Here is a 22,207-nt window from a genome sequence, read left to right as displayed (position 1 = left end):
CGTTCCCCCCGGACTTCGTCCGGGGAGGTGCCCCCATTCACGATCACACCCTCGCGTACAGGAGAATCGAGCCATGAGCAACCCCCAGCAGCTGCGCTACAGCAAGGAGCACGAGTGGCTGTCGGCCGCCGAGGAAGGCGTCTCGACGGTCGGCATCACGGAGCACGCGGCGAACGCGCTCGGCGACGTCGTCTTCGTGCAGCTCCCGGAGGTCGGCTCCACGGTCACGGCGGGCGAGAGCTGCGGTGAGCTGGAGTCGACCAAGTCGGTCAGCGATCTCTACGCGCCCGTGCACGGCGAGATCGTGGAGATCAACGAGGACGTCGTCAACGACCCCTCGCTGGTGAACTCCGCCCCGTTCGAGGGCGGTTGGCTGTTCAAGGTGAAGATCAGCGACGAGCCCGCCGAGCTGCTGTCGGCCGACGAGTACGCCGCGTTCATCACCGAGTGAGCCACCCCGCCCGAGTGGCAGCTCCCCGCGCCCTCTGACTCCTCCAGGAAGACCCATGTCGCTTCTGAACAGCTCCCTGCACGAGCTCGACCCCGACGTCGCCGCCGCCGTCGACGCCGAGCTGCACCGCCAGCAGTCCACCCTCGAAATGATCGCGTCGGAGAACTTCGCCCCCGTCGCCGTCATGGAGGCCCAGGGCTCCGTCCTCACCAACAAGTACGCCGAGGGCTACCCCGGCCGCCGCTACTACGGCGGCTGCGAACACGTCGACGTCGTCGAGCAGATCGCCATCGACCGCATCAAGGCCCTCTTCGGCGCGCCCTACGCCAACGTCCAGCCCCACTCCGGCGCCCAGGCCAACGCCGCCGCCATGTTCGCCCTGCTCAAGCCGGGCGACACCATCCTGGGTCTCAACCTCGCCCACGGCGGGCACCTGACCCACGGCATGAAGATCAACTTCAGCGGCAAGCTCTACAACGTCGTCCCCTACCACGTCGACGAGAAGACCAACCTGGTCGACATGGACGAGGTCGAGCGCCTGGCCAAGGAGCACCGCCCCAAGCTGATCGTCGCCGGCTGGTCGGCCTACCCCCGCCAGCTCGACTTCGCCGCCTTCCGCCGTATCGCCGACGAGGTCGACGCCTACCTGATGGTCGACATGGCCCACTTCGCGGGCCTCGTGGCGGCCGGGCTGCACCCCTCGCCGGTGCCGCACGCCCACGTGGTGACCACCACCACCCACAAGACCCTCGGCGGCCCCCGCGGCGGCGTCATCCTCTCCGCCACCCCCGAGATCTCCAAGAAGATCAACTCCGCGGTCTTCCCGGGCCAGCAGGGCGGCCCCCTGGAGCACGTCATCGCGGCCAAGGCGGTCTCCTTCAAGGTCGCCGCCTCCGACGAGTTCAAGGAGCGCCAGCAGCGCACCCTCGAAGGCGCCAAGATCCTGGCCGAGCGCCTGGTCCAGGACGACGTCACCGAGCACGGCGTGTCGGTCCTGTCCGGCGGCACCGACGTCCACCTCGTCCTGGTCGACCTGCGCAACAGCCAGCTCGACGGCCAGCAGGCCGAGGACCGTCTGCACGAGGTCGGCATCACCGTCAACCGCAACGCCATCCCCAACGACCCGCGCCCCCCGATGGTGACCTCGGGTCTGCGGATCGGCACCCCGGCCCTGGCCACCCGCGGCTTCACGGCCGACGACTTCCGCGAGGTCGCCGACGTCATCGCCCAGGCCCTCAAGCCGGACTACGACGCCGAAGCCCTCAAGGCCCGCGTCACCGCACTCGCGGAGAAGTACCCGCTGTACCCGTCGCTGTGACGCGTCTCATGCGGTGATCCTCCGGCCCGCCGGTGAGCGGCGGGCCGGGGCTCAACGGGCCGTGAGCCCGGGGCCGTTGGTCCCGGGCTCGTGGTCTGCATGCCCGGATTCCCCCTCCCCCTTTCCCCAACATCGCCCGCCCTCACGTGGATTCCGGTGATTCACGGTGTTTGGCGCGAAATAAGGTGTCAGCGGCATACGCAGCGGCCCTTCAACGGCGAGGGGGCATTTCCCACAGCAGGACGGACGGCACCACCCCATGGACATGAGCGCGGGCGACCGGAAGGGGCTCAGCCTCTTCGCCCTCATCATGATCGGCATCGGCTCGATCTTCGGCTCCGGCTGGCTCTTCGGCGCCGGTGCCGCCGCCCAGGTGGCGGGCCCCGCGGCGCTGGTCGCCTGGGTGATCGGTGCCGTCTTCATCGGCATGATCGCGATGTCCTACGCGGAGGTCGGCGCGGCCTACCCGGTACCCGGCGGGATGGCCCGCTACGGCCACCTCTCGCACGGGCCGGTGCTCGGCTTCCTCACCGGCTGGGCGGTGTGGATCGCGGTCGCCTCACTCATCCCGATCGAGTCGATCGCCGCCACCCAGTACATGACGTCCTGGGACTTCGGCTGGGCGAAGGGGCTGGTCGAAGGGGCCGGCCACCAGCTCTCGGCGTCCGGCCTGGCCGTGGCGCTGGCCCTGACCGTCGCGCTCTGGCTGACCTGCTACTGGTCGGTGCAGCTGCTGGCCCGTGCGAACACCGTGCTCACCGTGGTGAAGTTCGCCATCCCGGTGCTCGCCGTGGTGGCGCTGACCGCCTCCGGCTTCCACACCTCGAACTTCACCGCGCAGGGCGGCTTCGCCCCGTACGGCTGGTCGGCCGTGCTCACCGCCGTCACCACCTGCGGCGTGGTCTTCGCCTTCAACGGGTTCCAGGCCGTGGTCAACCTCGGCGGCGCGGCCCGGAACCCGGGCCGGGCCATCCCGGTCGCGCTGGTCGGCGCGCTCGCCCTGGGCCTGGTGATCTACCTGGCGCTGCAGACCGCGTACCTCGGGTCGGTGCCGCCCGGACAGCTGGCGCAGGCCGGTGGCTGGCAGGGCGTGAACCTCAGCTCGCCGTTCGCCGACCTCGCCGAGCTGCTGATGCTGCACTGGGTGGTCACCCTGCTGCAGTTCGGCGCCTTCATCTCGCCGGCCGGCTCCAACATCGCCAATGTGGCCTCGGCCGCGTACATGGTCACCAACCTGGCGGAGACCGGCTTCTTCCCCCGGAAGCTGGCGGCCGTGCACCCGCGGTACGGCACCGCCCGCCCGGCGATGTGGCTCAACCTCGGCTTCTCCGTCCTGCTGCTGCTGACCGTCGGGCGCAGCTGGCAGGCGCTGGCCGGGGTGGTCTCGGCGGCCATGGTCATCTCGTATCTGATCGGGCCGATCGCGGTGGGGGTGCTGCGCCGGACCGCGCCGGAGCTGCCCCGTCCGTTCCGGCTCCCGGCCGCCGGGATCCTCTGCCCGGTCACCTTCGCCTTCGCGGCCTGTGCCCTGTACTGGTCGAAGTGGCCGGACACCGGGAAGGTGACCGCGCTGACGCTGGTGTCCGTGCCGATCGCGGTGCTGGTGCTGCGCCACAAGGCCGGGTCCTTCGGCGCGGCCGGGCTGCGGCGGCAGTTCGCCCCGGCCTGGTGGATGATCGCCTTCCTGCTCTGGCTGGCCACGCTGTCCGCGCTGGGCAGTCCGGAATTCGGCGGCCGCGGCCTCATCCCCGACGGGCTGGACACCGCCCTGGTCGCGCTCTCCGCGCCGGCCTTCTATTTCTGGGCCGTACGGGCCGGTGTCCGGGCCCGGGCGACCGGTCTGACCGGTTCGCCGGCCGCCGCGGTGGCCGACCTGGCACCCACCGTGACACCGACACCTCCTGTTCCGCCCGCCGACGGCCGACCGACGGTTTCCGTCTGAGGGCACCGTGCCGGGTCCGCGTTACGCTCGACATTCGGCACAGAAACCCCCCACCTGTCCCATAGCTCCACCGTCCACCACGAGCAGACAAGGGAGTCCGCCCCCGTGGCCATCTCCGTCTTCGACCTCTTCTCCATCGGCATAGGTCCCTCCAGCTCCCACACCGTCGGCCCGATGCGCGCCGCCCGGATGTTCGCCGGCCGGCTCAAGAAGGACGGTCTGCTCGCCCAGACGGCCCGCGTCCGCGCCGAACTCTTCGGCTCCCTGGGCGCCACCGGCCACGGCCATGGCACGCCCAAGGCCGTCCTGCTCGGTCTGGAGGGCGACTCCCCCCGCACCGTCGACGTGGAGACGGCCGACGACCGCGTCGACGCGATCAAGGAGTCGGGGCGGATCAGCCTGCTCGGCGCCCACGAGATCGCCTTCGACTTCGACGAGGACCTGGTCCTGCACCGGCGCAAGGCCCTGCCGTACCACGCCAACGGCATGACGATCGCGGCCTACGACGCCCAGGGCACCGAGCTGCTGAACAAGACGTACTACTCGGTGGGCGGCGGCTTCGTCGTCGACGAGGACGCGGTGGCGGGCGAGAACCCGATCGTGCCGGACGACACGGTCCTGAAGTACCCCTTCCGCACCGGCGACGAGCTGCTGCGGCTGTCCGAGCAGACCGGCCTGTCCATCTCCGCCCTGATGCTGGAGAACGAGAAGGCCTGGCGCACCGAGGACGAGATCCGCGAGGGCCTGCTGGAGATCTGGCGGGTGATGCAGGCGTGCGTGACCCGCGGCATGTCCCGCGAGGGGATCCTGCCGGGCGGCCTGAAGGTCCGCCGCCGCGCGGCCGGCTCGGCCCGCAAGCTGCGCGCCGAGGGCGATGCCACCGCCCGCGCGATGGAGTGGATCACCCTCTACGCGATGGCGGTCAACGAGGAGAACGCCGCCGGCGGCCGGGTCGTGACCGCGCCGACGAACGGCGCCGCCGGCATCATCCCGGCCGTGCTGCACTACTACATCAACTTCGTGCCCGGCGCGGACGAGGACGGTGTGGTGCGCTTCCTGCTCGCCGCCGGGGCCATCGGCATGCTCTTCAAGGAGAACGCCTCGATCTCCGGCGCCGAGGTCGGCTGCCAGGGCGAGGTCGGGTCGGCCTGCTCCATGGCCGCCGGCGGCCTGGCCGAGGTCCTGGGCGGCTCCCCCGAGCAGGTGGAGAACGCCGCGGAGATCGGCATGGAGCACAACCTCGGCCTGACCTGCGACCCGGTCGGCGGCCTGGTCCAGATCCCGTGCATCGAGCGCAACGGCATGGCCGCCGTCAAGGCCGTCACCGCGGCCCGCATGGCCCTGCGCGGCGACGGCCGGCACCATGTCTCGCTCGACAAGGTCATCAAGACCATGAAGGACACCGGCGCCGACATGAGCGTCAAGTACAAGGAGACGGCGCGGGGCGGGCTGGCCGTCAACATCATCGAGTGCTGAGGAAATAGGCCCTGACCAGTGCGTTCGCTTCTTACAGCGCTGTCAGGGCCTTCTCTGCTTACCCTGCGGAAAGTCCCTGGAACCTCCCTGGGACAGACCTGAAAGTCCCTGAAAAGTCCCTGGGAAATCCTTCACGGATCGGCGTCTGACCCTGGGGATTCATCGCGCCTGCTCGACGACGGCCCCTTCCCCGTGGCACACCCTTCGAGCAGTTCTGCAGTGACGGCTATGCAGCCGATGCCTGCACGGAGGGCCAGACACGGATGGCGATCCCTCAATAACAAGAGTTTTGTTAAAGTAGATCCATGACCACCTCCCCCGCTCCCGGCGAAGGCCCCGTCCGTCCGGTCTCCGTCTCCCTCCACGAAGGCACCATCGCCGCCCTCAAGGCACGCACCGGCAAGCGAGGCATGTCCGCTTACGTCGAAGCTCTCATCCAGCGCCAGCTGGAGCGGGACCGGCTGCGCGAACTCATCGAAGACGCCGAAGCCGAACACGGCCCGGTGGACCAAGTAGCGGTCGAGACCAAGCGAGCCATCCTGCGCGGTGACACGGTCGGCTCGGCGGACGCCGCGTGAGCGGGACACTCATCCTGGACTGCGAGGGGCTGTCCAAACTCGTACGACGCTCCCCTGAACTCACCGAGTGGCTGGCTGCGGCCGAGGCCGAGGACATCCGCGTGGTCACCAGCTCCGTCACGCTGGTCGAAGCACGCGATCCCAAGGTCGACCAGGCCCGCTTCGACTACGCCGTTTCCCGCGTGAACATCGTCCCGCCCACGGAAGCCATCGCCCGCCACGCCAGCAAACTCCTCGCCGCCGCTGGCCTGCACGGCCACAAGTACGCCCTCGACGCCATCGTGACCGCCACCGCACTCGCCTCGCCCGCCCCTGTGACCGTCCTGACGTCGGCCCCCGAGGACCTCCTCATGCTGTGCGGCCCCGGCATCCGCATCGTCAAGGTCTGACTCTGCGAGGCCGCGGCTCAACGGAACGCGATATCCCTGGTCGACGGCGAACGTGCCGGATGGCGCAGGCTCGTCCCGCCGTCGCGCGGCCCCGCCCGTCGGGGTGTACACGAGCCGCCTTCTCCCTGCCCCCTTGCACAGGTCAGAGTCTCCGTACAGGGAGCCGCGGACAATAGCCCTCCTCGGCCAGCCAGGCGCGAGCCCGACCACGCTGTCGCTCATCGCAGAACCGGAGGTACCGACGCCAGGAGCGCTCGTCATGGCCGAGGGCGTCCTTGAAGCGCCGGAAGGCGCCCCGCCCGCCGATGGCGATCCTCAGCCGGTCGGCAAGGGCAGCGTCGCCTAGCCCGTCGATGAACAGCTCCATGTCCCGGTAACCGGCCCGGGAGCCCAGAGCCGGAACGCACAGCCATCGCTCGGGATCGTTCGCCTCCTCGGCCTCAAGCCCAGGCTCCAACTCGTCAGCGAACGCCGGCCGGCACTCCCCAGTGGACAGATCGAGCCGGCCCCCGAATTCGGCCGGGTCACCCTCCAGCAGCATGGCGAGCATCTCCATATCGACCGGAATCGGGCGCAGGAGGGGGGTAGCTGCGTCGCCCGTGACCGTGCGCAGCCGGTGCGCCAGCTCCTCATCGCCCCGGAAGCCGCGCTCCCGGAGTGCGCCGAGAAACGCGGCCGCCATCTCCGCGGCTCCCGGCAGTCCTCGCGCTGCGGCCTCGGCCACCCCATCGCCGGCCATCTGCAGCACCTCACGCACGGGTCCACGGCGCAACGCGGCAAACAGCGCCGCCCCGTCCAGCGTGTCGAGCGCGCTGCGCACAGCCCGCAGCCCGTCTTCGCCCCATCCCTCGGCCACAGCCCCGACGGTAGCGCGCCACCGAGGACGTACGACGCCGGGACCCATCGGCTTCGCGCCGCCCGACTGCGTATCGATGCCGGTCTCACCCGGCGCCGGCGGGGTGGACGATGTTGTTCCGGTCAGCGGCGCCGCTTGCGGCCGATCTTGCCTCCGGGGCGCCGGGGTTTCCGGGCGCGGCCGAGGCGGGCGCCGGGGGTACCCAGTGCCCGTGCCGCCAGTTGCCTGAGCTCGTCGAGTCCGGACCGGTCCGGGTGCGCGGAGTCCAGTGCGGCGGCAACCGCGTCTCTGGCCTCGATGCCCTGGGCGCGCAGCACCTCCTCGGCGCCGTCCCGGCCACCCGCCACCTCCACGAGCTGGAGCAGGCTCTCGGCGAGCACCAGCAGATGCTCGGCATCGGTCATGTCCTCGGGAGACAGCAGTTGACTGTGCGCCAGTTCGCCCAGCGCGAGCGGCGCAAGCCAGGCATCGCCGCGCAGTCCGCGCAGCAGCCGCTCACCCTCGCCATCCGGCAACGCCGCCAGCAGGACAGCGAGCATCGCCTGCGCACGCACGTGGAAAGGCATAGACCTTACGGCTTCGACGAGTTGCCGCAGTGCGGCATCCCGCTCGCCGCGGGCCGCAATCCAGCCGGCCAGCTCCACGCGGGCGGTGTCCGGGTCGTAGTCGTCGGCCAGCACGCCCAGCAGGCCGGCCGCCGGGGCATGGGCCAGCTCGCCGACCAGCGGCGCGTCCCGGCCGACCGCCAGGAGCCGCTGTCGTACCGCCCGAGTGCCCAGGTCAGTGAGGCGGAGAAGCTCGACCGGCCCGGCGGTCAGCTCCTCACGCTGGGCCCGGGCACGCTCCTGCGCTGCCGGGTCCGCGGCCGTCCCCGCGACGCCCAGCAGCTCCGCGAGTTCCGGCGGCATGTCCGCGGGCAGCTCGTCTCCGGCGTCGGAGAGGTCGGCATCGAGGAACACCGGATCGGCCATCCCCCGATCACGCTCGATCGCGCCCAGGTTGACCAGCACATCGAGCACCGTGCGCAGGTCCCGGTCGGCGTGCTCGAACCACATCCGGTGCGCGGCGTGCGACCCGCCGTCCAGTGGGAACTGGGCCCGGTAGCCCAGGTGTACGGAGTCACGCAGCCGCGGCCAGGGCATCGGGTACGGCAAGCTGTAGAGGGTGTTCAGTACATCCTCCAGCACATCCTCGTACACATCGAAGAGCATCGACTCGACATGCCCGCCGCTGCGCGCACCGATCAGGGCCTGCCGCAGCTCGAAGCACGCGTCGAAGGCCCGCAGCCACAGCTGAAGCGGGTCGGCCAGCACCGGCCGGGCCTTGGCCACCGCGTACAACCGCCCCTTGACCACCCGGACCAGCCGCGCCTTCTTCGCCCACTCCACCAGCAGCCCGAGCCACGGCAGGTCAGCCGAGGAGCGCACGCCCTCGGCGTTGTCGCCGGTGCCCAGCACGTCCACCAGCTCGCGGGCATCGGCCATCCGTAGCCGCCCAGCCGCCGTCACCGCACGGCCGTCACGCCCCGCCCACTCGGCGAGCCCGCGAAACTGCGCCACGATCGCCGACTCCGCGGCCCGTCGGCGCAGTTCGCCGTCCGGAGGGAGTGCCACGGGCAGCTGCGGCTCGGCACGGGCCGCATCGGACAGCGCACGGCCGGTCAGCCGCCGTTCCATGATCGCGTCGAGTGCCTGCTCGTCGTAGGCGACCTCTCCTCGCTGTGCCCGCTCCGCGAATCGCTGCAACGCCGCCCCGTTCAGGACGTCCACGCCGTGCTCGGCAGCCGTCGTCGCCCAGAACTTTGCCAGACCCCAGCGGCTACGGTCCGCCATCGCCGCCGGGTACTGCTCCGCTGCCGCGTCGACCGCTGCGAGGGAGTCCTGAAGCGCGGGACCGCGCGGGTCCGCCAGCTGCGCGGCGTGCAGATAGCGCAGCAGCGTGCGCAGCGTGCCCGGGGCGTCCCCGCCTTCCTCCCCGGGGAGTTCAGTGATCGTCTGCGGCAGCCAGAAGAGCACCAACTCCTCCACATGCCGCGGCTCCCACAGCCCCAGCCGACCGTCGGCAGTCGCCCCGTGCCGGTAGTCCAGCGCCGCCTCGGCCAGGAACCCGTCAACCGGCAGCCCCTGCTCCCCGGCCCACCGGACCAGCCGGTCGACCAGCAACCCGCGCGCCGCCTCGTACTCCTCCTCGGCCCCGGCTTCGAACCGCATCCGCATGAGCCCACCCAACGTGTCCGCAGCACTCCTTGCCACGCAACACTATCGCCCAGCCGCGACGCGCCACACAGCCGAGGACAAGCGGCCCGCTACCCCATGGGCAGCATGCAGTGGGTAGTTGCCCTCGCCGACCGCGGCTTCGAGCGTCCGGACGACAGCCCGGGCATCGCCGTACAGACCTGCGACATCGAACGGCACTCCGTCCCGGCCGAACTCGATCGGCACCGGCCCCGCGGGCTCGCCCAGGTACACGGCCGCCGCGGCGAACTCCTCATGCGGCTCGAAGCCCAGCCCGCGGGCACACGGCCGCGGAGACAGCGCGTCGACGACGCCGCGCCGCCACATCCACTGAACCAAGAAACCCCAGCTCAGAGAGTTCCTGAGCTGGGGTTCCAGCGGAGCCGCCTTCGGGATTCGAACCCGAGCCCTACACATTACGAGTACAGCGGCCCGATAGAGCGATCGAACGTCTGCATGGACGCCAAAGATCCGACCCGCACAGGCATGTCACGCACCGTCGGATACCTTGTAGGTGACTGTCGGCAAGAAGCCCCTGAAAAGTCCCTGGTGTGACGCAAGGCGCGCTTGCCACGCCAAATTCGCAGGTCAGAGCAATGATCAAAAGCGGCCGACATGAGCGTCAAGTACAAGGAGACGGCGCGCGGCGGCCTCGCGGTGAACATCATCGAGTGCTGACGGCGACGGCCGCCGGACGTCGGTCCCGGTGCGGCTACCTGCCGATCTCCCAGGCGAAGGGCGGGAGTTCGCGGGCCCGGGAGTAGATCTCCAGGGCGTGCCGGGCCGGGACGAACGGGTGCACCCGGGCACCTTCGAGGCCGGCCAGCAGGCGGGCGCAGTGGTGGACGCAGCCGGCCACCTCGCGGCCGTGGCGGTCGACGATGGTGGCGGCGTCGTGCGGGCCCTCGCACGGGGTGGGGTCCTTGACCGCGGCGGCCGGGCAGCGGCCGGGCGGGGTTCCGGCGACGGTCTCCCGGCCGGCTGCCGGGTGCGGGAGCCGGGCGTCGAACGGCTGGTTCATGGCGATCTCCCCCTGGCGGTGCGGTGCGGTGGTACGTGCCGTGGGCGGTGGCGGGATCCGTGCGGTCCCGGCGCCCAGGACAGTGGTGCTCGGCGCGGGCGGCGTCCATGCCGCCTTGGGGAAGACCTGGTCGGATCGTCAGCTATTCATGGAAATGCTCATCCCCGGACCGTGCCGCCCCGGGCTGCACCACCCCGGCGTGCGCCCGGGGCGCCCGGCGACGGAAGGCGGTGGGCGCCAGGAGCAGGGCGAGGGTGAGCAGGGTGGCGGCCAGCAGCCAGCCGCCGACGACGTCGCCGAGCCAGTGGACGCCCAGGTAGACCCGGGTGAGGCCGACCCCGGCGGCCCAGAGGGCGAGGACTCCGCACCAGGTGCGGGCGACGGCCGGGCCGCAGCGGTGCGCCAGGCCCCAGGCGAGCAGGCCGGCCGCGAGTGCCGAGGTGGTGGCGTGGCCGGAGGGGAAGGCGTATCCGGTGGCGTGCCCGGCCCAGTAGGCGGCCGGCGGGCGGGCCCGGGCGAGCAGTTCCATCAGGCCGTAGCGGATCGCCTGGCCGACGGCGAGGACGACCACCGTGCAGGTCACGGCCCGGAGGCGGCCGGTGGCGCCGCGGCCGGCCAGCAGCCCGGCGAGGACGGCCATCAGGTACGGGACGAGGCCGGTGCCGGTGGCGGTCAGGGCCCGGGCCAGCGACCGTACCGGCTCGCCGTGGTGGGCGGTGGCCCAGTGGACGGTGTCCCGTTCGGGGGCGAGCGGGGAGCCGTGCCGTACGGAGACGGTGACCGCGGCGGCTGCGAAGAGCACGGCGCAGACCGCGGCCAGGGTGAGGAGCGCTGCGGTGCCGGCCCGGGGGACGGATCCGGGGCCCAGTTGCGGTCGCGGTTCCCGGCCCGGCACCGGCTCCCGGCCCGGCCCGGGCTCCGTTCCCGGCTCTCCTCCCCGCGCGGTCACCGCGCGGTTCCCAGGGGGTGCGGCCGGGCCGCGCGGATCCGGGGAGCGGCGGGCGTCGGGGGGTGGGCGAGGGGGGTCATGGGTGCTGCTCCTCCGGGTCGGCCGTCGCCGGGCGCCGGCGGCGGGCGCGGAGCACCTCCAGGGCGAGCGGGGTCAGCGACACCGCCACCACGAGGGCCACCAGCGGCAGCGGAGAGCGGTCGGCGTTCGGCACGGACGAGCCCGGTGCGTCACCGGCGAGGGAAAGGCCGAGCGTCCCGAACGCCGCCGGCGGCGAGCCGGCGCCGAGCACGTCGACGGTCTGGCCCAGGTCCGTCGCCCCGGCTGCCACCTGCGAAAACGCTGCGTCTACGGCCATGTCGGTGCCCCCTCCCATAATGGATTGCGGGCCTGCCGCGCGACCGGCCCGACCGACTACAGTCACGTAGACGGTCTACGGCACTGTAGACGAACGAGCAGGCGAAGGGCGTTCCATGTCGGAGACACCACCCGTGCAGCGGCGCCCCTCCGGCGAGCTGGAGGCCAGCGTGCTCGCCGCGCTCTGGGCGGCAGAGGGACCGCTCAGCCCGGCCGAGGTGCAGAGCGCCCTCGGCGGCCGGCTGGCCCGTACGACCGTCACGACGATCCTGTCCCGGCTGCACGACAAGGGCGCGGTGTCCCGCTCCCGGTCCGGCCGCGGCTTCGCGTACTCCCCGATACAGGACTCCGCGGGGCTGACCGCCCGGCGGATGCGCAGCGAACTCGACAAACAGCACGACCGCGGCACCGCGCTGGCCCGCTTCGTCTCCCAACTGACCCGCGAGGACGAGCAGTTGCTCCGCACACTGCTGGAGGGCGCCGGGGACGGCCCGCAGGGGGCGCCGGGGGCCGGCCGGCCGCCGGGCGCCGGGGCCACCCCGTGATCGTCGCCGTCTGGATCCCGCTGCTGGTGCCGCTGCTCGCGGTGCCCGCCGCCCGCCGACTGGCCGAGACGCTGCCGCCGCGCACCGCCGCCTGGCTGCTGACCGGCTGCGCCGCCCTGCTCGCCGGCTGCACGACCGCCGCCCTCGGCCTGCTGCTGGCCGCCGGGGCGCTGCGGCTGCCGCCGGTCGCCGCGCTCGACCATCTCTCCCTCCCGCTCGTCGACGGCGCTCCGGCCGTCATGCTCCCCGCCGCCGGGGCCGCCGGGGTCCTGCTCACCGCCTGCGCCCTCGCCACCGGGCACCGCGCCCGCCGGCACCGCACCGAGCTGCGCACGGCCCGGCGCGCCACCGCACCGCACCCGGTCTCCGGCGACCTGTGCGTGCTGCCCGACGCCGCGCCCGACGCGTACGCCCTCCCGGGGCGGCCGGGCCGGGTGGTGGTCACCGCCGGGATGCTGCGGGCGCTGTCCGCCGCCGAGCGCGAGGCGCTGTTCGCCCACGAGCGCGCCCATCTGGCCGCCCGGCACCACCTCTTCCTGCTCACCGCCGCACTGGCCGAGGTCTGCCATCCGCTGCTTTGCGGCCTGCGCGCACCGCTGGCGTACGCCCTGGAGCGCTGGGCGGACGAAGCGGCCGCCGCCCGGGTCGGCGACCGCCGGGTCACCGCCCGTGCCATCGGCCGCGCCGCCCTGGCCGCCGGCCCGCAGGCCGCGGCGGCGCACCGCCCCCGTACGGTCCTCGCCGCGACCGCCGGCCCGGTGCCGCGCCGGGTCGCCGCGCTGCTCGGCTCCGGTCCGCCCGCCGGCCGGCCCCGCATACGGACCGGCTTCCGCGGCCGCCGGCTGGTCGCCGCGGCACTGCTCACCTGCCTCACGTTCTCCGCGGCCGCCGCACTGGACGCCGCGGCGGACCTGCACGCGTCGGTGGAGGTGGCCCAGGGCGAGGCCCGCTGAGGAGCCCGGGCCGGTCCACCACGGCTGCCTCACCGTGCCGAGCCGCCGGGCCGCCCCGGTCGGCCCGCCGGCGCGGACGGCCCCGCCGGCGCGGACGGCCGGGCCGGATCAGTGCGCGTACCCCCGCCCGACCGTGAAGCCCAGGACCGCGCCGCCGCCGGGGCGGGCGGCCGCGAAGGCGTGGCCACCGTGGGCGGTGGCGATCTCCCGGACGATGGCGAGGCCGAGCCCGGAGCCGGGGAGCCCGCGGGCGGCCGCCGAGCGGTAGAAACGGTCGAAGACGCGGGTGAGGTCGGCCCCGGCGATCCCCGGGCCCCGGTCGAGGACCTCGATCCGGGCGCCGGTGACCCGTACCTCGATCGGCTCGGTGCCACCCGCGTCGAACTTGGCGGCGTTCTCCAGCAGATTGCCGATCGCCCGGTTCAGCGCGGCCGGCCGGCCCCAGGCCACCGCCGGGCGCAGGGTCCGTACGACGATCTCGCGGCTGGTGCGGCGGCGGGCCGACGCGGCCGCCTTCTCCGCCACCTCCGCCAGGCTCACCTCCGACAGCGGGTCGTCGTCGCGCTGCCCGGCCGCCAGCCCCACCAGCTCGTTGACCAGATCGCTGAGCTCCCGGGCCTCGCCCGCCAGGTCGGCGAGCAGCTCCTCGCGGGCCTCCGGCGGCAGGTCGTCGAACCGCTTCAGCAGCGAGATGTTGGTCCGCAGCGAGGTCAGCGGGGTGCGCAGCTCGTGCCCGGCGTCCTGGACGAGGCGCTGCTGGTCCTGGACGGCGCTGGCCAGCCGCCCCAGCATGTCGTCGAAGGCCCGCCCCAGCCGGGCCACCTCGTCCCGGCCGGCCACCGGCACCGGCACGTCCAGCCGCCCGTGCTCGGCGACGTTTTCCGCGACCGACGTCAGCCGCACCAGCCGCCCGGTGATCCGGCGCGCCAGCCACCAGCCGACCGTGCCGGCCAGCGCGATGACCACGGCCGCCAGCAGGACGGTGCGCTGCTGCAGCGCCGAGAGCAGATCCTCGGTCTCGCTGAACCTCTGGGCGACCTGCACGGCCCCGCGGCCGCCACCGAGCGCGACGGTCGCGACGTGGTACTCGTCGCCGCCGAGGTCCGCCTCCCGCTCCGCGTACCGGCCGGCGTGCGGATCGGTGGCGATCCGCCGCTCGGCGGCACCGGCCGGCAGGGCCGGGCGCCCCAGCTCCACGATCCGGCCGCCGGCGCCCAGGATCTGCACATCGGTACGGGTCGGCCGGGTCAGATCGTCGCGCGGCCCGTCGTGGTCGGGATCGGACGCCGCGTAATCGGACGGCCCGAACTCCTTCTCCTGCACCTGCGTGCGCAGGTCCCGTACGACCTCGGAGAACACCGACTTCTCGTCCACCCGCACCAGCCGCGCCGCCGCGTCATAGCTGAGGAACCCCACAAGCACGGTGACCACCGCGGCCCCGGTCGCGAACGCCACCGCGAAGGCCGTGCGCAGACTGGCCGGCCGGCGGGTGCGCAGCCAGGCCGCCCGCCCGCGGTCCCGCCAGGCGGCGGTCCGGGACCGGAACCAGGCCCGCAGCCGGCCGGGCACGTCAGTCCTCCCGCAGGACGTAGCCGACGCCCCGCACCGTGTGGATCAGCGGGCGGCTGCCCGGGACGTCGACCTTGCGCCGCAGATAGCCGACGTAGACCGCGAGGTTCTTGGAGCCCGGCCCGAAGTCGTAGCCCCAGATCCGGTCGTAGATCGTCGAGTGGTCCAGGACGATCCCGGCATTCCGGGCAAGCAGCTCCAGCAGCTCGAACTCGGTCCGGGTCAGCTCCAGCTCCCGGTCACCGCGCCAGGCGCGCCGCGAGGGCCCGTCGATCCGCAGGTCCGCCGCCTCGACGACCCCGCTGTCCACCGCCCGGGCGTCGTACCCGCCGGCCGCCTCCTCACCGCCCGGCCCGGGAGCCGCACCGGTGCCGCCGCCCGCGGCCGCGCCGGCCTCACCCGCCGCGGTCCGCCGCAGCAGCGCCCGCAGCCGGGCGAAGACCTCCTCGACCTCGAACGGCTTGACCACGTAGTCGTCCGCCCCGGCGTCCAGACCGGCGATCCGGTCCGCGGTCTCGACCCGGGCGGTCAGCATCAGGATCGGGGTGCGGTCCTGCTCGGCCCGCAGCACCTGGCACACCTGCAGCCCGTCGATGCCCGGCATCATCACGTCCAGCAGGATCACGTCCGGCCGCTCGCGGTGTGCGGCGGCCAGCGCCTGGATGCCGTCGGCGACCGCCGTGACCCGGTACCCCTCCAGGGTCAGCGCACGCTCCAGCGCGGTGCGGATGGGGCGGTCGTCCTCGGCGAGCAGCACGGAATGGGTCACCCGGCAAGTCTGCCAAGGCCCCAGCGGGGCGGCGGCGGGCGGCCGGTCCGGCGGCGGCTTTCTTACCCGGCTCTCACCCGTGGTTCTTACCGGCCTCTCACCCGCGCCACGCAGTCGGCTTACCCCTTGCCGACACGGTGGCCCCGTGCCGGACGGGCCGGCCGCGGCGGGTCGGCCGCGATGCTGCGACCCGCCGGTCCCCACGACTGGGCAGACCTCGGGAAGACACCACTCCGGATGAAGATCACCCTCCTGCTGCACAACGCGTACGCCATCGGCGGCACCATCCGCACCACCTTCAACCTCGCCGCCGCGCTCGCCGGCCGTCCCGGCGTCGACGAGGTCGAGATCGTTTCGATGCTGCGCCACCGCGAGGTCCCCCGGTTCACCCTCGACCCCCGGGTGCGACTGGTGCCCCTGGTGGACACCCGGGTCGGCAGCGACGACATGGCGGACCCGCGGTTCGCCGAGCCCGCCGAGGACTTCCCGCTCGCCGAGAAGCGGCACCACCAGTACAGCCGGCTGGTCGACGTCCGCGCCGCGGAGTTCCTGCGCACCACCGACGCCGACGTGCTGATCGGCACCCGCCCCGGCATCAACGTCTATCTGGCCCGCTTCGGCCCCCGCCGCGCCCTGCGGATCGCCCAGGAACACCTGCGCCACGACGCGCACAGCAAGCGCCTGCGCGCCGAACTCGCCCGCCACTACCGGCACTTGGACGCCCTGGTCACCACCACCGAGGCGGACGCGGCGGTCTACCGCGCCCGGATGCCACTGCCCGGCGTACGGGTCCTGGCGGTGCCCAACATCGTGCCCGCACCGCCCGTCGCACCCTCCGACGGCACGTCGAAGGTGATCGCGGCGGCCGGCCGGCTGGTCCGCGGCAAGCGCTTCGACCTGCTGATCGAGGCGTTCTCCGCGGTCTCGGCCAAGCACCCCGACTGGCGGCTGCGGATACACGGCGGCGGCGCCGAACGCGCACAGCTCCAGGGGCTGATCGACGGGCTGGGGCTGACCGAACGCGTCGCACTGACCGGGCCGCGCTCGCCGATCGAGGCGGAGTTCGCCAAGGCGTCGATCGTGGCCTCCGCCTCGGACGCCGAGTCGTTCGGCATGACCCTCGTCGAGGCGATGCGCTGCGGTGTGCCGGTCGTCAGCACCAACTGCCCGCTAGGACCGGCCGAGATCATCGACGACGGCACGGACGGCCTGCTGGTGCCGCCCGGCGACGGCCGGGCGCTCGCCACCGGACTGCTCGACCTCATAGAGGACCCCGTGCGCCGCCGGAAGATGGCCGAGGCGGCGCGGGAGAGCGCCCGGCGGTACGACCCCGAGCCGATCGCCGAGCGCTACCAACTCCTCTTCCGGGAACTGCGCTCGTCCCGGACCCGCCGCGCGGCGCACCGCGTCCTCGGCCGCGCCCGGCGCCGGGCCCGCACCGTCCTGCGCCGCGCACTGCGCCGCTGACGGGCCGTCTCCCCCTCCCCCCGGCGCCCGCCCACCGGGACGCCAACCGCCAACCCGCGGTGAACAAGCGGCCCGTGGAGAACGTACGTCCGGTCAGAAACGGGAAGACTGAAGAAAGGGAAGACCGAGAACACGGGGCGCGCACGGACGCGGAACACGCAGGGCACGGGGACGGCACGGCACGGCAGGCACGGAACTCGCACGGCACAGCACGGCACTCGTGGCAACGCACATGACGTTTCGAGCAGTTGGCGCTTCGAATCCGCAGGTCCGATCGGCAGGAGGCCATGCATGCTGCACGGTGTCGATGTCAGCGCGTACAACACCTCGTATTCCACCGAGGGGCTGGACTTCGTTTTCGTCAAGGCGACCGAAGGCCGCTCCTACATCAATCCGCACCAGAAGTCCCAGGCCGCAAAGGCCCGTCGGGCGGGCTGCGTGGTCGGTTTCTACCATTTCCTGTGGCCGGGCCACATCTCCGCCCAGGCGCGGTATTTCGTGGAGAAGTGCGCTTCGGTCCCGGGCGACATCCTGGCCTGCGACTGGGAGCGCACCAGCGAGGGAACGTCCGCCAGCAATGCGCAGAAGGACCAGTTCCTGGTCGAGGTGAAGAGGCTCCGCCCCAAGCACCGCGTGATGCTCTACTGCAACCGCGACTTCTGGCTCCACCACGACACCACGTCCTACGCGGCCGACGGCCTGTGGATCGCCGATTACGTCACCGCCGGACACCCGCGGATCAAGGCGAAGTGGCGCATCCACCAGTACACCGACCACCCGCTGGACAAGGACGTCGCGAACTTTTCCAGCAGGACCGCTCTCAAGAAGTGGGCGCACCCGGCATAAAGTTTCCTACGGCACGCGAAAACGCGGCTTCGGTACACCGTGCGTAGACCGGCGCGGAACAGAGCGCAACCCTGCGCCACGTTTCGTACGCGGGAAATCCACACCCGGTGACCGGAGCGCGCCCCGCGTGACCAGGCCCACACACCTCCCACAGGACCCTCGTACGCAAAGCAAGGGGGCTCCTTAAGGGAACGAACGCGAGCGGAAAAGGAGCAGCCGTGACCGACCCGGCGTCCATGGCCCTGCAGCAGGAGATCGCCCGGGATCTCCAGGTACCCGCGTCCTTCGACGCCGAGCAGGAGATCGAGCGCCGGGTGGCCTTCCTCACGGAGCAGCTGACCTCCACGGGCCTGCGCTCGCTGGTCCTGGGGATCAGCGGCGGCGTCGACTCGACCACCACCGGGCGGCTGTGCCAGCTCGCCGTGGAGCGGGCCCGGGCCAACGGGTACGAGGCGACGTTCTACGCGATGCGGCTGCCCTACGGCGTCCAGGCGGACGAGAAGGACGCCCAGCGGGCGCTGGAGTTCATCCGCGCCGACCGGGAGCTGACCGTCGACGTCCGCCCGGCGAGCGACGCGGCGCTGCAGGCCGCGGTGGACGGCGGGCTGGTCTTCCGCGATGCGCACCACCAGGACTTCGTGCACGGCAACATCAAGGCGCGGCAGCGCATGATCGCGCAGTACGCGGTGGCGGGTGCCCACGACGGACTGGTGGTGGGCACCGACCACGCGGCCGAGGCGGTCTCCGGCTTCTTCACCAAGTTCGGGGACGGCGCGGCCGACGTCGTGCCGCTGACCGGTCTCACCAAGCGCCGGGTGCGTGCGGTGGCGGCGGCCCTGGGCGCCCCGCAGGAGCTCGTCACGAAGGTGCCGACCGCCGACCTGGAGACCCTCGACCCGGGCAAGCCGGACGAGGACGCGCTCGGCGTGACCTACGACCAGATCGACGACTTCCTGGAAGGCAAGCCCGTCCCCACCCCCGCCTTCGAGGCCATCGCTCGCCGCTACCGCCTCACGTCCCACAAGCGGGCTCTGCCGGTGGCGCCGTAGGCACGCCCCCGCGCCGTTCGGCCTCCGCCGCGTTCTTCCCGCTTTGGGGCGCTTCCCTCTTTGGGGCGCTCCCTTGCGCCTCCTCCCCTCTCCGCCTTTAGGGCTCTCCCCTGCCGCTCACCCTCCCCTTTGGGGCGCTCCCCAGCCCGTCCGCCTCCGCCTTTGGGGCTCTCCCGGGCGTCTCACCCTCCCCCTTTGGGGCGCTCCCCCGCGCCATGGGGGCACTCCCCCGCCGCCTCCCCCTTTGCCCTTTGGCTCTCCCCCGCCCCCTCCCCCCTCCCCCCTACGGGGGAGGGGCGGGGGGTGGGTTCGGGGGTGGGGGGGGTGCGCCGGGCCGCGCGACAAGCCGGCGCCTCGGCCTCCCGGCGCCTCGGCCTCCCGGCCCACGCGCCGTAGCCCGCAACTCCCGGCCCACGCCCCGTAGCCCCCGCAGCTCCCGGCCCACGGTGGCCCTGGCCCGCAGCCCCCGGCTCCCGGCTCCCAGCTCCCGGCTCCCGGCTCCCGGCTCCCGGCTCCCGGCTCCCGGCTCCCGGCTCCCGGCTCCCGGCTCCCGGCTCCCGGCGGCGCCATACCCCGCCCCGTCATGCGCCCGCAAGGGGACGGTCACCCTTCCGGTGCTAAATCGTGGGCGTGGGCGGGCATGGATGCGGGCATGGGAAGCCGCGAAGTGCGATCGGAAGATCAATTGTCAGTGGGTCCGCCTACGCTCCAAGGCATGGGTTACGCACACCTGCGCGAACTCCAGACCGCGCTGACCACCGCCTCCGACCTGACCACCGCCCTCCAGTCCGCGCCCAACCGGCACGACGCGGACCAACTCGTCGACGTCCTCCGACAAGCGCTGACCGCCGCCAGTTCGCTGGGCGCCGAGACCGGCCCGACCGGCTGCGCCCTGCATCCCCATGGCGCGGTCGACCCGCTGTACGGCGACCCGGAGGACCCCCTCCCGCCGGGCTACGGCAAGTGCCTGCTCTGCAACGACCGCCGGCGCCGGGCGGATGCGCGCAGCCCGCACATACGCCGGTTCGCCCGGCCGCACCCCCGCTGGCGCCGCCCCCTGAGCGCCTGACGCCCGGCCGCGGCGGCGGCCCGGCAGCACGAGGGGCCGGGCCGCCGCGGCGGCCGCCAGGGCGCATGTCCGGCCCGCGCGCGGCTACCGGCGGCTACCGGCCCGGAGGCCGGACCTCGCCACTCCCGTCCTCCGGCTGTTCCTCCGGCCGCAGGGCGTCCGGCTGCTTCTCCGGCCGGAGGGCGATACGCCCGAGGACCCCGGCGACGGCCAGTGCGGCCACGGCGATCAGGGCGTAGTCCGGCACGCCGTTGCCGAGCCGGGTCGCCCATTCCTCGACCCGGAATTCGGCGTCGGCGTCGAGGATGCCGGGCAGCCCGCTGGTCCCGTTGAAGCACAGGAAGAGCACGCCGATGCCGAGGAAGAACGCCCCGGACGCCACCGAGGTGGTGTGCAGCCGCAGCCGTCCCAGGGTGAACTCCCGGCCGCGCAGCCAGCCGCGGGTCCCGAGCCGGAAGCGGTCCCAGAACAGCGCCAGCACGAACAGCGGCAGCGCCATGCCCAGCGCGTAGACGGCCAGCATCGAGGCGCCGTACACCGGTGAGCCGCTGACCGCCGTCACGGTCAGCACCGCGCCGAGGATCGGGCCGGCGCAGAAGCCGGCCAGGCCGTAGACGCAGCCGAGGAGGAAGGTGGTGACCGCCGACCGCGGGGTGATCCGGGCCGCCGCGGCCTGCGCGCGCCGGGAGGCGAAGCCCAGGCCGAAGATCTGGGCGAGCCCCATCGCGATGACCGTCCAGCCGCCGAGGGTGACGAGCAGGTCGCGGTGGCCGTTGAACAGCCGGCTGGCCGCCGTACTCGCCGCGCCGAGCGGTACGAGCGTGGTGGCCAGCCCCAGGTAGAACACCCCGGTGCGGGCCAGCAGCCGGCCGGTGCCGGTGAGCGAGTAGGCGAAGAACGCCGGCAGCAGCAGTGCGCTGCAGGGGCTGATCAGGGCCAGCACACCGCCGAGGAACGCCGCGAGGTAGCCGATGTCGGTCACTTCCCGGCCCCCGCACCGCCCTTGCCGGCCCGCGCCGCGGCGTCCTCGATCGCCTGCGCGAAGACCCCGGTGGGCTGGGCCCCGGCCACCGGCCGGCCGTTGATCAGGAAGGACGGCGTGGACTGGACTCCGAGCCGGTAGCCCTCGTCCTGGTCCTTCTTCAGCGCCCGCTCGGCGTCCGCGCTCTTCAGGTCGCTGCGGAACTCGTCGAGGTCCGGCACCCCGCTCTCCTCGGCCAGCTCGACGAGCTTGTCCTCGGCCAGCGCGGCGCCCTTGCGGGTCTTGGCGTACAGCGTGTCGTGCAGCTGCCAGAACCTGCCCTGCCGGCCGGCCGCCCAGGAGGCGCGGGCGGCCCGCTCGGAGTCGGCGCCGAAGACCGGGAAGTTGCGGAACTCGATGCGCAGGGTGCCCGCGTCGACGTACTTCTTGATCAGTTCGGGCTGGGTCTCGCGGGTGAAGCGGCCGCAGAACGAGCACTGGTAGTCGGCGTATTCGACCAGGACGACCGGGGCGTCCTTCTTGCCGACGGCCAGCGGGTCGCCGGCCGTGCGCCGGCTGGTCCGCCGGGCCAGGTCGTCGAACATCTTCTGCTGGGCGGGGTCCTCCTCGGGCCGGGCGGAGGCGGCGGCCTCGGGTTCGCCGCTGCGGGCGGGGTCGCGGTCGCCCTCGACGGACGTGCCGACGGCGACGCCGATGGCGATCAGCGCCACGACGAGGGCCAGGACCGCCCCGATGGCGGCCAGTTTGCGGGTGCGGGAAGCGGTTGTGGGCATGCGGAAGCTCCTGACGTACGGAGAGGAAGAAAGGGCCGGGTGCGCGGGGGCGTCGGCCTATATCCGCAGTACGGGCAGGAGCTCGGTGGGGTCGGTGGCGGGGGTGCGGTCCGTCGGCGGACGGGCCAGCGCGAACTGGGCGGGCGCGTCGGCGGCGAGCGGCCCGGGCCCGGCGGTCGGTGCGGGGGCCAGCGGTTCACCGCGGTGCGGAGTGGGCAGCGGCGCGGACTCCTCGGGCCCGGGCGCATGCCGGTCCGAGCACCGCTTCGCCGGGTCGACGGCGAGCGGCGGGGCGGTCGACGCGCCTGCCCGCGGGGCGGCCTTCGGTTCCGCACCGGGCCGCCCGTCGGCCACGGCCGCGGTCGCCGTCGTCGCCGCGGTCGCCGTCGTCGCCGCGGTCACCGGCGCCGCCGCGGGCATCGCCACGGCCGCCGGCATCGCCGTACGGCCCTTCGGGGCCGCGGCTTCGGAGCCGGTCCGGCACAGCAGCGGCCCGAAGGTCACCGCGAGGAGGAGCAGCAGCATCATGCCGGCCGATCGCCGCAGCTGGTGCATGTCCCTCCTCTCCGTACCGTGCCCGCGTCCGTACCCGTCGCGCGCATGAACGTCCCATC

21 protein-coding genes and 1 pseudogene are annotated in these 22,207 nt (G+C 73.1%); 12 read left to right on the top strand and 10 right to left on the bottom strand.

Annotation, left to right across the window (positions count from 1 at the left end):
- Window positions 1-73: 73 nt before the first annotated feature.
- The 6 genes from gcvH (at window position 74) to AB0G35_RS16415 (ending at window position 6,154) form a co-directional block, all read left to right on the top strand.
- Window positions 74-451: a glycine cleavage system protein GcvH gene (gene gcvH / locus AB0G35_RS16440; protein WP_360949099.1), complete on the top strand. Its 378-nt coding sequence runs from the start codon at window positions 74-76 to the stop codon at window positions 449-451.
- 55 nt (window positions 452-506) lie between these two features.
- Window positions 507-1,769: a serine hydroxymethyltransferase gene (glyA, locus tag AB0G35_RS16435; RefSeq protein ID WP_360949097.1), complete on the top strand. Its 1,263-nt coding sequence runs from the start codon at window positions 507-509 to the stop codon at window positions 1,767-1,769.
- 259 nt (window positions 1,770-2,028) lie between these two features.
- Window positions 2,029-3,711, top strand: coding sequence for an APC family permease (locus AB0G35_RS16430; RefSeq protein ID WP_360949095.1), 1,683 nt, complete (start codon window positions 2,029-2,031; stop codon window positions 3,709-3,711).
- 105 nt (window positions 3,712-3,816) lie between these two features.
- Window positions 3,817-5,187, top strand: coding sequence for an L-serine ammonia-lyase (locus tag AB0G35_RS16425; RefSeq protein ID WP_360949093.1), 1,371 nt, complete (start codon window positions 3,817-3,819; stop codon window positions 5,185-5,187).
- A gap of 305 nt (window positions 5,188-5,492) precedes the next feature.
- Window positions 5,493-5,765 (top strand): hypothetical protein, encoded by a 273-nt coding sequence (locus tag AB0G35_RS16420; RefSeq protein ID WP_360949091.1) that lies wholly within the window; start codon window positions 5,493-5,495, stop codon window positions 5,763-5,765.
- Window positions 5,762-6,154 carry a PIN domain-containing protein gene (locus AB0G35_RS16415; RefSeq protein ID WP_360949089.1) on the top strand — a complete coding sequence of 131 codons (393 nt, stop codon included), beginning with the start codon at window positions 5,762-5,764 and terminating at the stop codon, window positions 6,152-6,154. The genes AB0G35_RS16420 and AB0G35_RS16415 overlap by 4 nt, the downstream gene beginning before the upstream one ends.
- 142 nt (window positions 6,155-6,296) lie before the next feature.
- Here the strand turns inward: AB0G35_RS16415 and AB0G35_RS16410 are convergent, their stop codons facing one another.
- The 5 genes and pseudogenes from AB0G35_RS16410 to AB0G35_RS16390 all read right to left on the bottom strand — a co-directional run.
- The gene (locus tag AB0G35_RS16410) at window positions 6,297-7,010 is read right to left on the bottom strand and encodes a UPF0158 family protein (RefSeq protein ID WP_360949087.1); all 714 of its coding nucleotides are present in this window, start codon (window positions 7,008-7,010) and stop codon (window positions 6,297-6,299) included.
- Window positions 7,011-7,132: 122 nt separating this feature from the next.
- Complete coding sequence (locus AB0G35_RS16405; protein ID WP_360949085.1) at window positions 7,133-9,220, bottom strand: hypothetical protein; 2,088 nt, start codon at window positions 9,218-9,220, stop codon at window positions 7,133-7,135.
- A gap of 736 nt (window positions 9,221-9,956) precedes the next feature.
- Window positions 9,957-10,265: a hypothetical protein gene (locus tag AB0G35_RS16400; protein ID WP_360949083.1), complete on the bottom strand. Its 309-nt coding sequence runs from the start codon at window positions 10,263-10,265 to the stop codon at window positions 9,957-9,959.
- 142 nt (window positions 10,266-10,407) lie between these two features.
- The gene (locus AB0G35_RS16395) at window positions 10,408-11,214 is read right to left on the bottom strand and encodes a phosphatase PAP2 family protein (RefSeq protein ID WP_360949081.1); all 807 of its coding nucleotides are present in this window, start codon (window positions 11,212-11,214) and stop codon (window positions 10,408-10,410) included.
- 76 nt (window positions 11,215-11,290) lie between these two features.
- Window positions 11,291-11,470, bottom strand: a pseudogene (locus tag AB0G35_RS16390) (hypothetical protein); the annotation flags it as partial.
- A gap of 217 nt (window positions 11,471-11,687) precedes the next feature.
- Between AB0G35_RS16390 and AB0G35_RS16385 the strand changes: the two are divergent.
- Entirely contained in the window at window positions 11,688-12,116 is a 429-nt protein-coding gene (locus AB0G35_RS16385) for a BlaI/MecI/CopY family transcriptional regulator (RefSeq protein ID WP_360949079.1), read from the top strand.
- Window positions 12,113-13,069, top strand: a complete 957-nt coding sequence (locus tag AB0G35_RS16380; protein WP_360949077.1) for a M56 family metallopeptidase — start codon at window positions 12,113-12,115, stop codon at window positions 13,067-13,069. Before AB0G35_RS16385 ends, AB0G35_RS16380 begins: the two co-directional genes overlap by 4 nt.
- Window positions 13,070-13,177: 108 nt before the next feature.
- On the opposite strand, the gene AB0G35_RS16375 is transcribed toward AB0G35_RS16380, so the two are convergent.
- Both AB0G35_RS16375 and AB0G35_RS16370 read right to left on the bottom strand, forming a co-directional pair.
- Window positions 13,178-14,566, bottom strand: a complete 1,389-nt coding sequence (locus tag AB0G35_RS16375) for a HAMP domain-containing sensor histidine kinase (RefSeq protein WP_360949258.1) — start codon at window positions 14,564-14,566, stop codon at window positions 13,178-13,180.
- Window positions 14,567-14,639: 73 nt separating this feature from the next.
- Window positions 14,640-15,407 carry a response regulator transcription factor gene (locus AB0G35_RS16370; RefSeq protein WP_360949075.1) on the bottom strand — a complete coding sequence of 256 codons (768 nt, stop codon included), beginning with the start codon at window positions 15,405-15,407 and terminating at the stop codon, window positions 14,640-14,642.
- 237 nt (window positions 15,408-15,644) lie between these two features.
- Here AB0G35_RS16370 and AB0G35_RS16365 point away from each other — a divergent pair, with 237 nt between their 5' ends.
- The 4 genes from AB0G35_RS16365 to AB0G35_RS16350 all read left to right on the top strand — a co-directional run bounded on the left by AB0G35_RS16365 (window position 15,645) and on the right by AB0G35_RS16350 (window position 19,838).
- A complete protein-coding gene (locus tag AB0G35_RS16365) occupies window positions 15,645-16,874 on the top strand; it encodes a glycosyltransferase family 4 protein (protein WP_360949073.1) in 1,230 nt (409 codons plus the stop codon).
- A gap of 291 nt (window positions 16,875-17,165) precedes the next feature.
- Window positions 17,166-17,720, top strand: a complete 555-nt coding sequence (locus tag AB0G35_RS16360) for a GH25 family lysozyme (protein ID WP_360949071.1) — start codon at window positions 17,166-17,168, stop codon at window positions 17,718-17,720.
- A 218-nt stretch (window positions 17,721-17,938) separates the two neighbouring features.
- A complete protein-coding gene (nadE, locus tag AB0G35_RS16355) occupies window positions 17,939-18,769 on the top strand; it encodes an ammonia-dependent NAD(+) synthetase (RefSeq protein ID WP_360949069.1) in 831 nt (276 codons plus the stop codon).
- 715 nt (window positions 18,770-19,484) lie between these two features.
- Complete coding sequence (locus AB0G35_RS16350) at window positions 19,485-19,838, top strand: hypothetical protein (RefSeq protein WP_360949067.1); 354 nt, start codon at window positions 19,485-19,487, stop codon at window positions 19,836-19,838.
- Window positions 19,839-19,932: 94 nt separating this feature from the next.
- On the opposite strand, the gene AB0G35_RS16345 is transcribed toward AB0G35_RS16350, so the two are convergent.
- From AB0G35_RS16345 to AB0G35_RS16335, 3 genes are read right to left on the bottom strand one after another with little or no spacing between them, the layout of a single operon-like run.
- Window positions 19,933-20,820: a cytochrome c biogenesis CcdA family protein gene (locus AB0G35_RS16345; protein WP_360949065.1), complete on the bottom strand. Its 888-nt coding sequence runs from the start codon at window positions 20,818-20,820 to the stop codon at window positions 19,933-19,935.
- The gene (locus AB0G35_RS16340; RefSeq protein WP_360949063.1) at window positions 20,817-21,593 is read right to left on the bottom strand and encodes a thioredoxin domain-containing protein; all 777 of its coding nucleotides are present in this window, start codon (window positions 21,591-21,593) and stop codon (window positions 20,817-20,819) included. Before AB0G35_RS16340 ends, AB0G35_RS16345 begins: the two co-directional genes overlap by 4 nt.
- Before the next feature lie 57 nt (window positions 21,594-21,650).
- Window positions 21,651-22,148: a hypothetical protein gene (locus tag AB0G35_RS16335; RefSeq protein WP_360949061.1), complete on the bottom strand. Its 498-nt coding sequence runs from the start codon at window positions 22,146-22,148 to the stop codon at window positions 21,651-21,653.
- Between the last annotated feature and the right edge of the window lie 59 nt (window positions 22,149-22,207).

Origin of the sequence: Streptomyces sp. NPDC021749, assembly GCF_040640655.1 — a bacterium.
Taxonomy (GTDB): domain Bacteria; phylum Actinomycetota; class Actinomycetes; order Streptomycetales; family Streptomycetaceae; genus Streptomyces.
This window is presented reverse-complemented; position numbering and strand designations above follow the sequence as displayed.

Bases quoted from the DNA above. Each gene is read 5' to 3' on its own strand.
- gcvH (WP_360949099.1), top strand. From the start codon at position 74: ATGAGCAACCCCCAGCAGCTGCGCTACAGCAAGGAGCACGAGTGGCTG.
- glyA (WP_360949097.1), top strand. From the start codon at position 507: ATGTCGCTTCTGAACAGCTCCCTGCACGAGCTCGACCCCGACGTCGCC.
- AB0G35_RS16430 (WP_360949095.1), top strand. From the start codon at position 2,029: ATGGACATGAGCGCGGGCGACCGGAAGGGGCTCAGCCTCTTCGCCCTC.
- AB0G35_RS16420 (WP_360949091.1), top strand. From the start codon at position 5,493: ATGACCACCTCCCCCGCTCCCGGCGAAGGCCCCGTCCGTCCGGTCTCC.
- AB0G35_RS16405 (WP_360949085.1), bottom strand. From the start codon at position 9,220: ATGCGGTTCGAAGCCGGGGCCGAGGAGGAGTACGAGGCGGCGCGCGGG.
- AB0G35_RS16400 (WP_360949083.1), bottom strand. From the start codon at position 10,265: ATGAACCAGCCGTTCGACGCCCGGCTCCCGCACCCGGCAGCCGGCCGG.
- AB0G35_RS16385 (WP_360949079.1), top strand. From the start codon at position 11,688: ATGTCGGAGACACCACCCGTGCAGCGGCGCCCCTCCGGCGAGCTGGAG.
- AB0G35_RS16365 (WP_360949073.1), top strand. From the start codon at position 15,645: ATGAAGATCACCCTCCTGCTGCACAACGCGTACGCCATCGGCGGCACC.
- AB0G35_RS16360 (WP_360949071.1), top strand. From the start codon at position 17,166: ATGCTGCACGGTGTCGATGTCAGCGCGTACAACACCTCGTATTCCACC.
- AB0G35_RS16350 (WP_360949067.1), top strand. From the start codon at position 19,485: ATGGGTTACGCACACCTGCGCGAACTCCAGACCGCGCTGACCACCGCC.
- AB0G35_RS16340 (WP_360949063.1), bottom strand. From the start codon at position 21,593: ATGCCCACAACCGCTTCCCGCACCCGCAAACTGGCCGCCATCGGGGCG.
- AB0G35_RS16335 (WP_360949061.1), bottom strand. From the start codon at position 22,148: ATGCACCAGCTGCGGCGATCGGCCGGCATGATGCTGCTGCTCCTCCTC.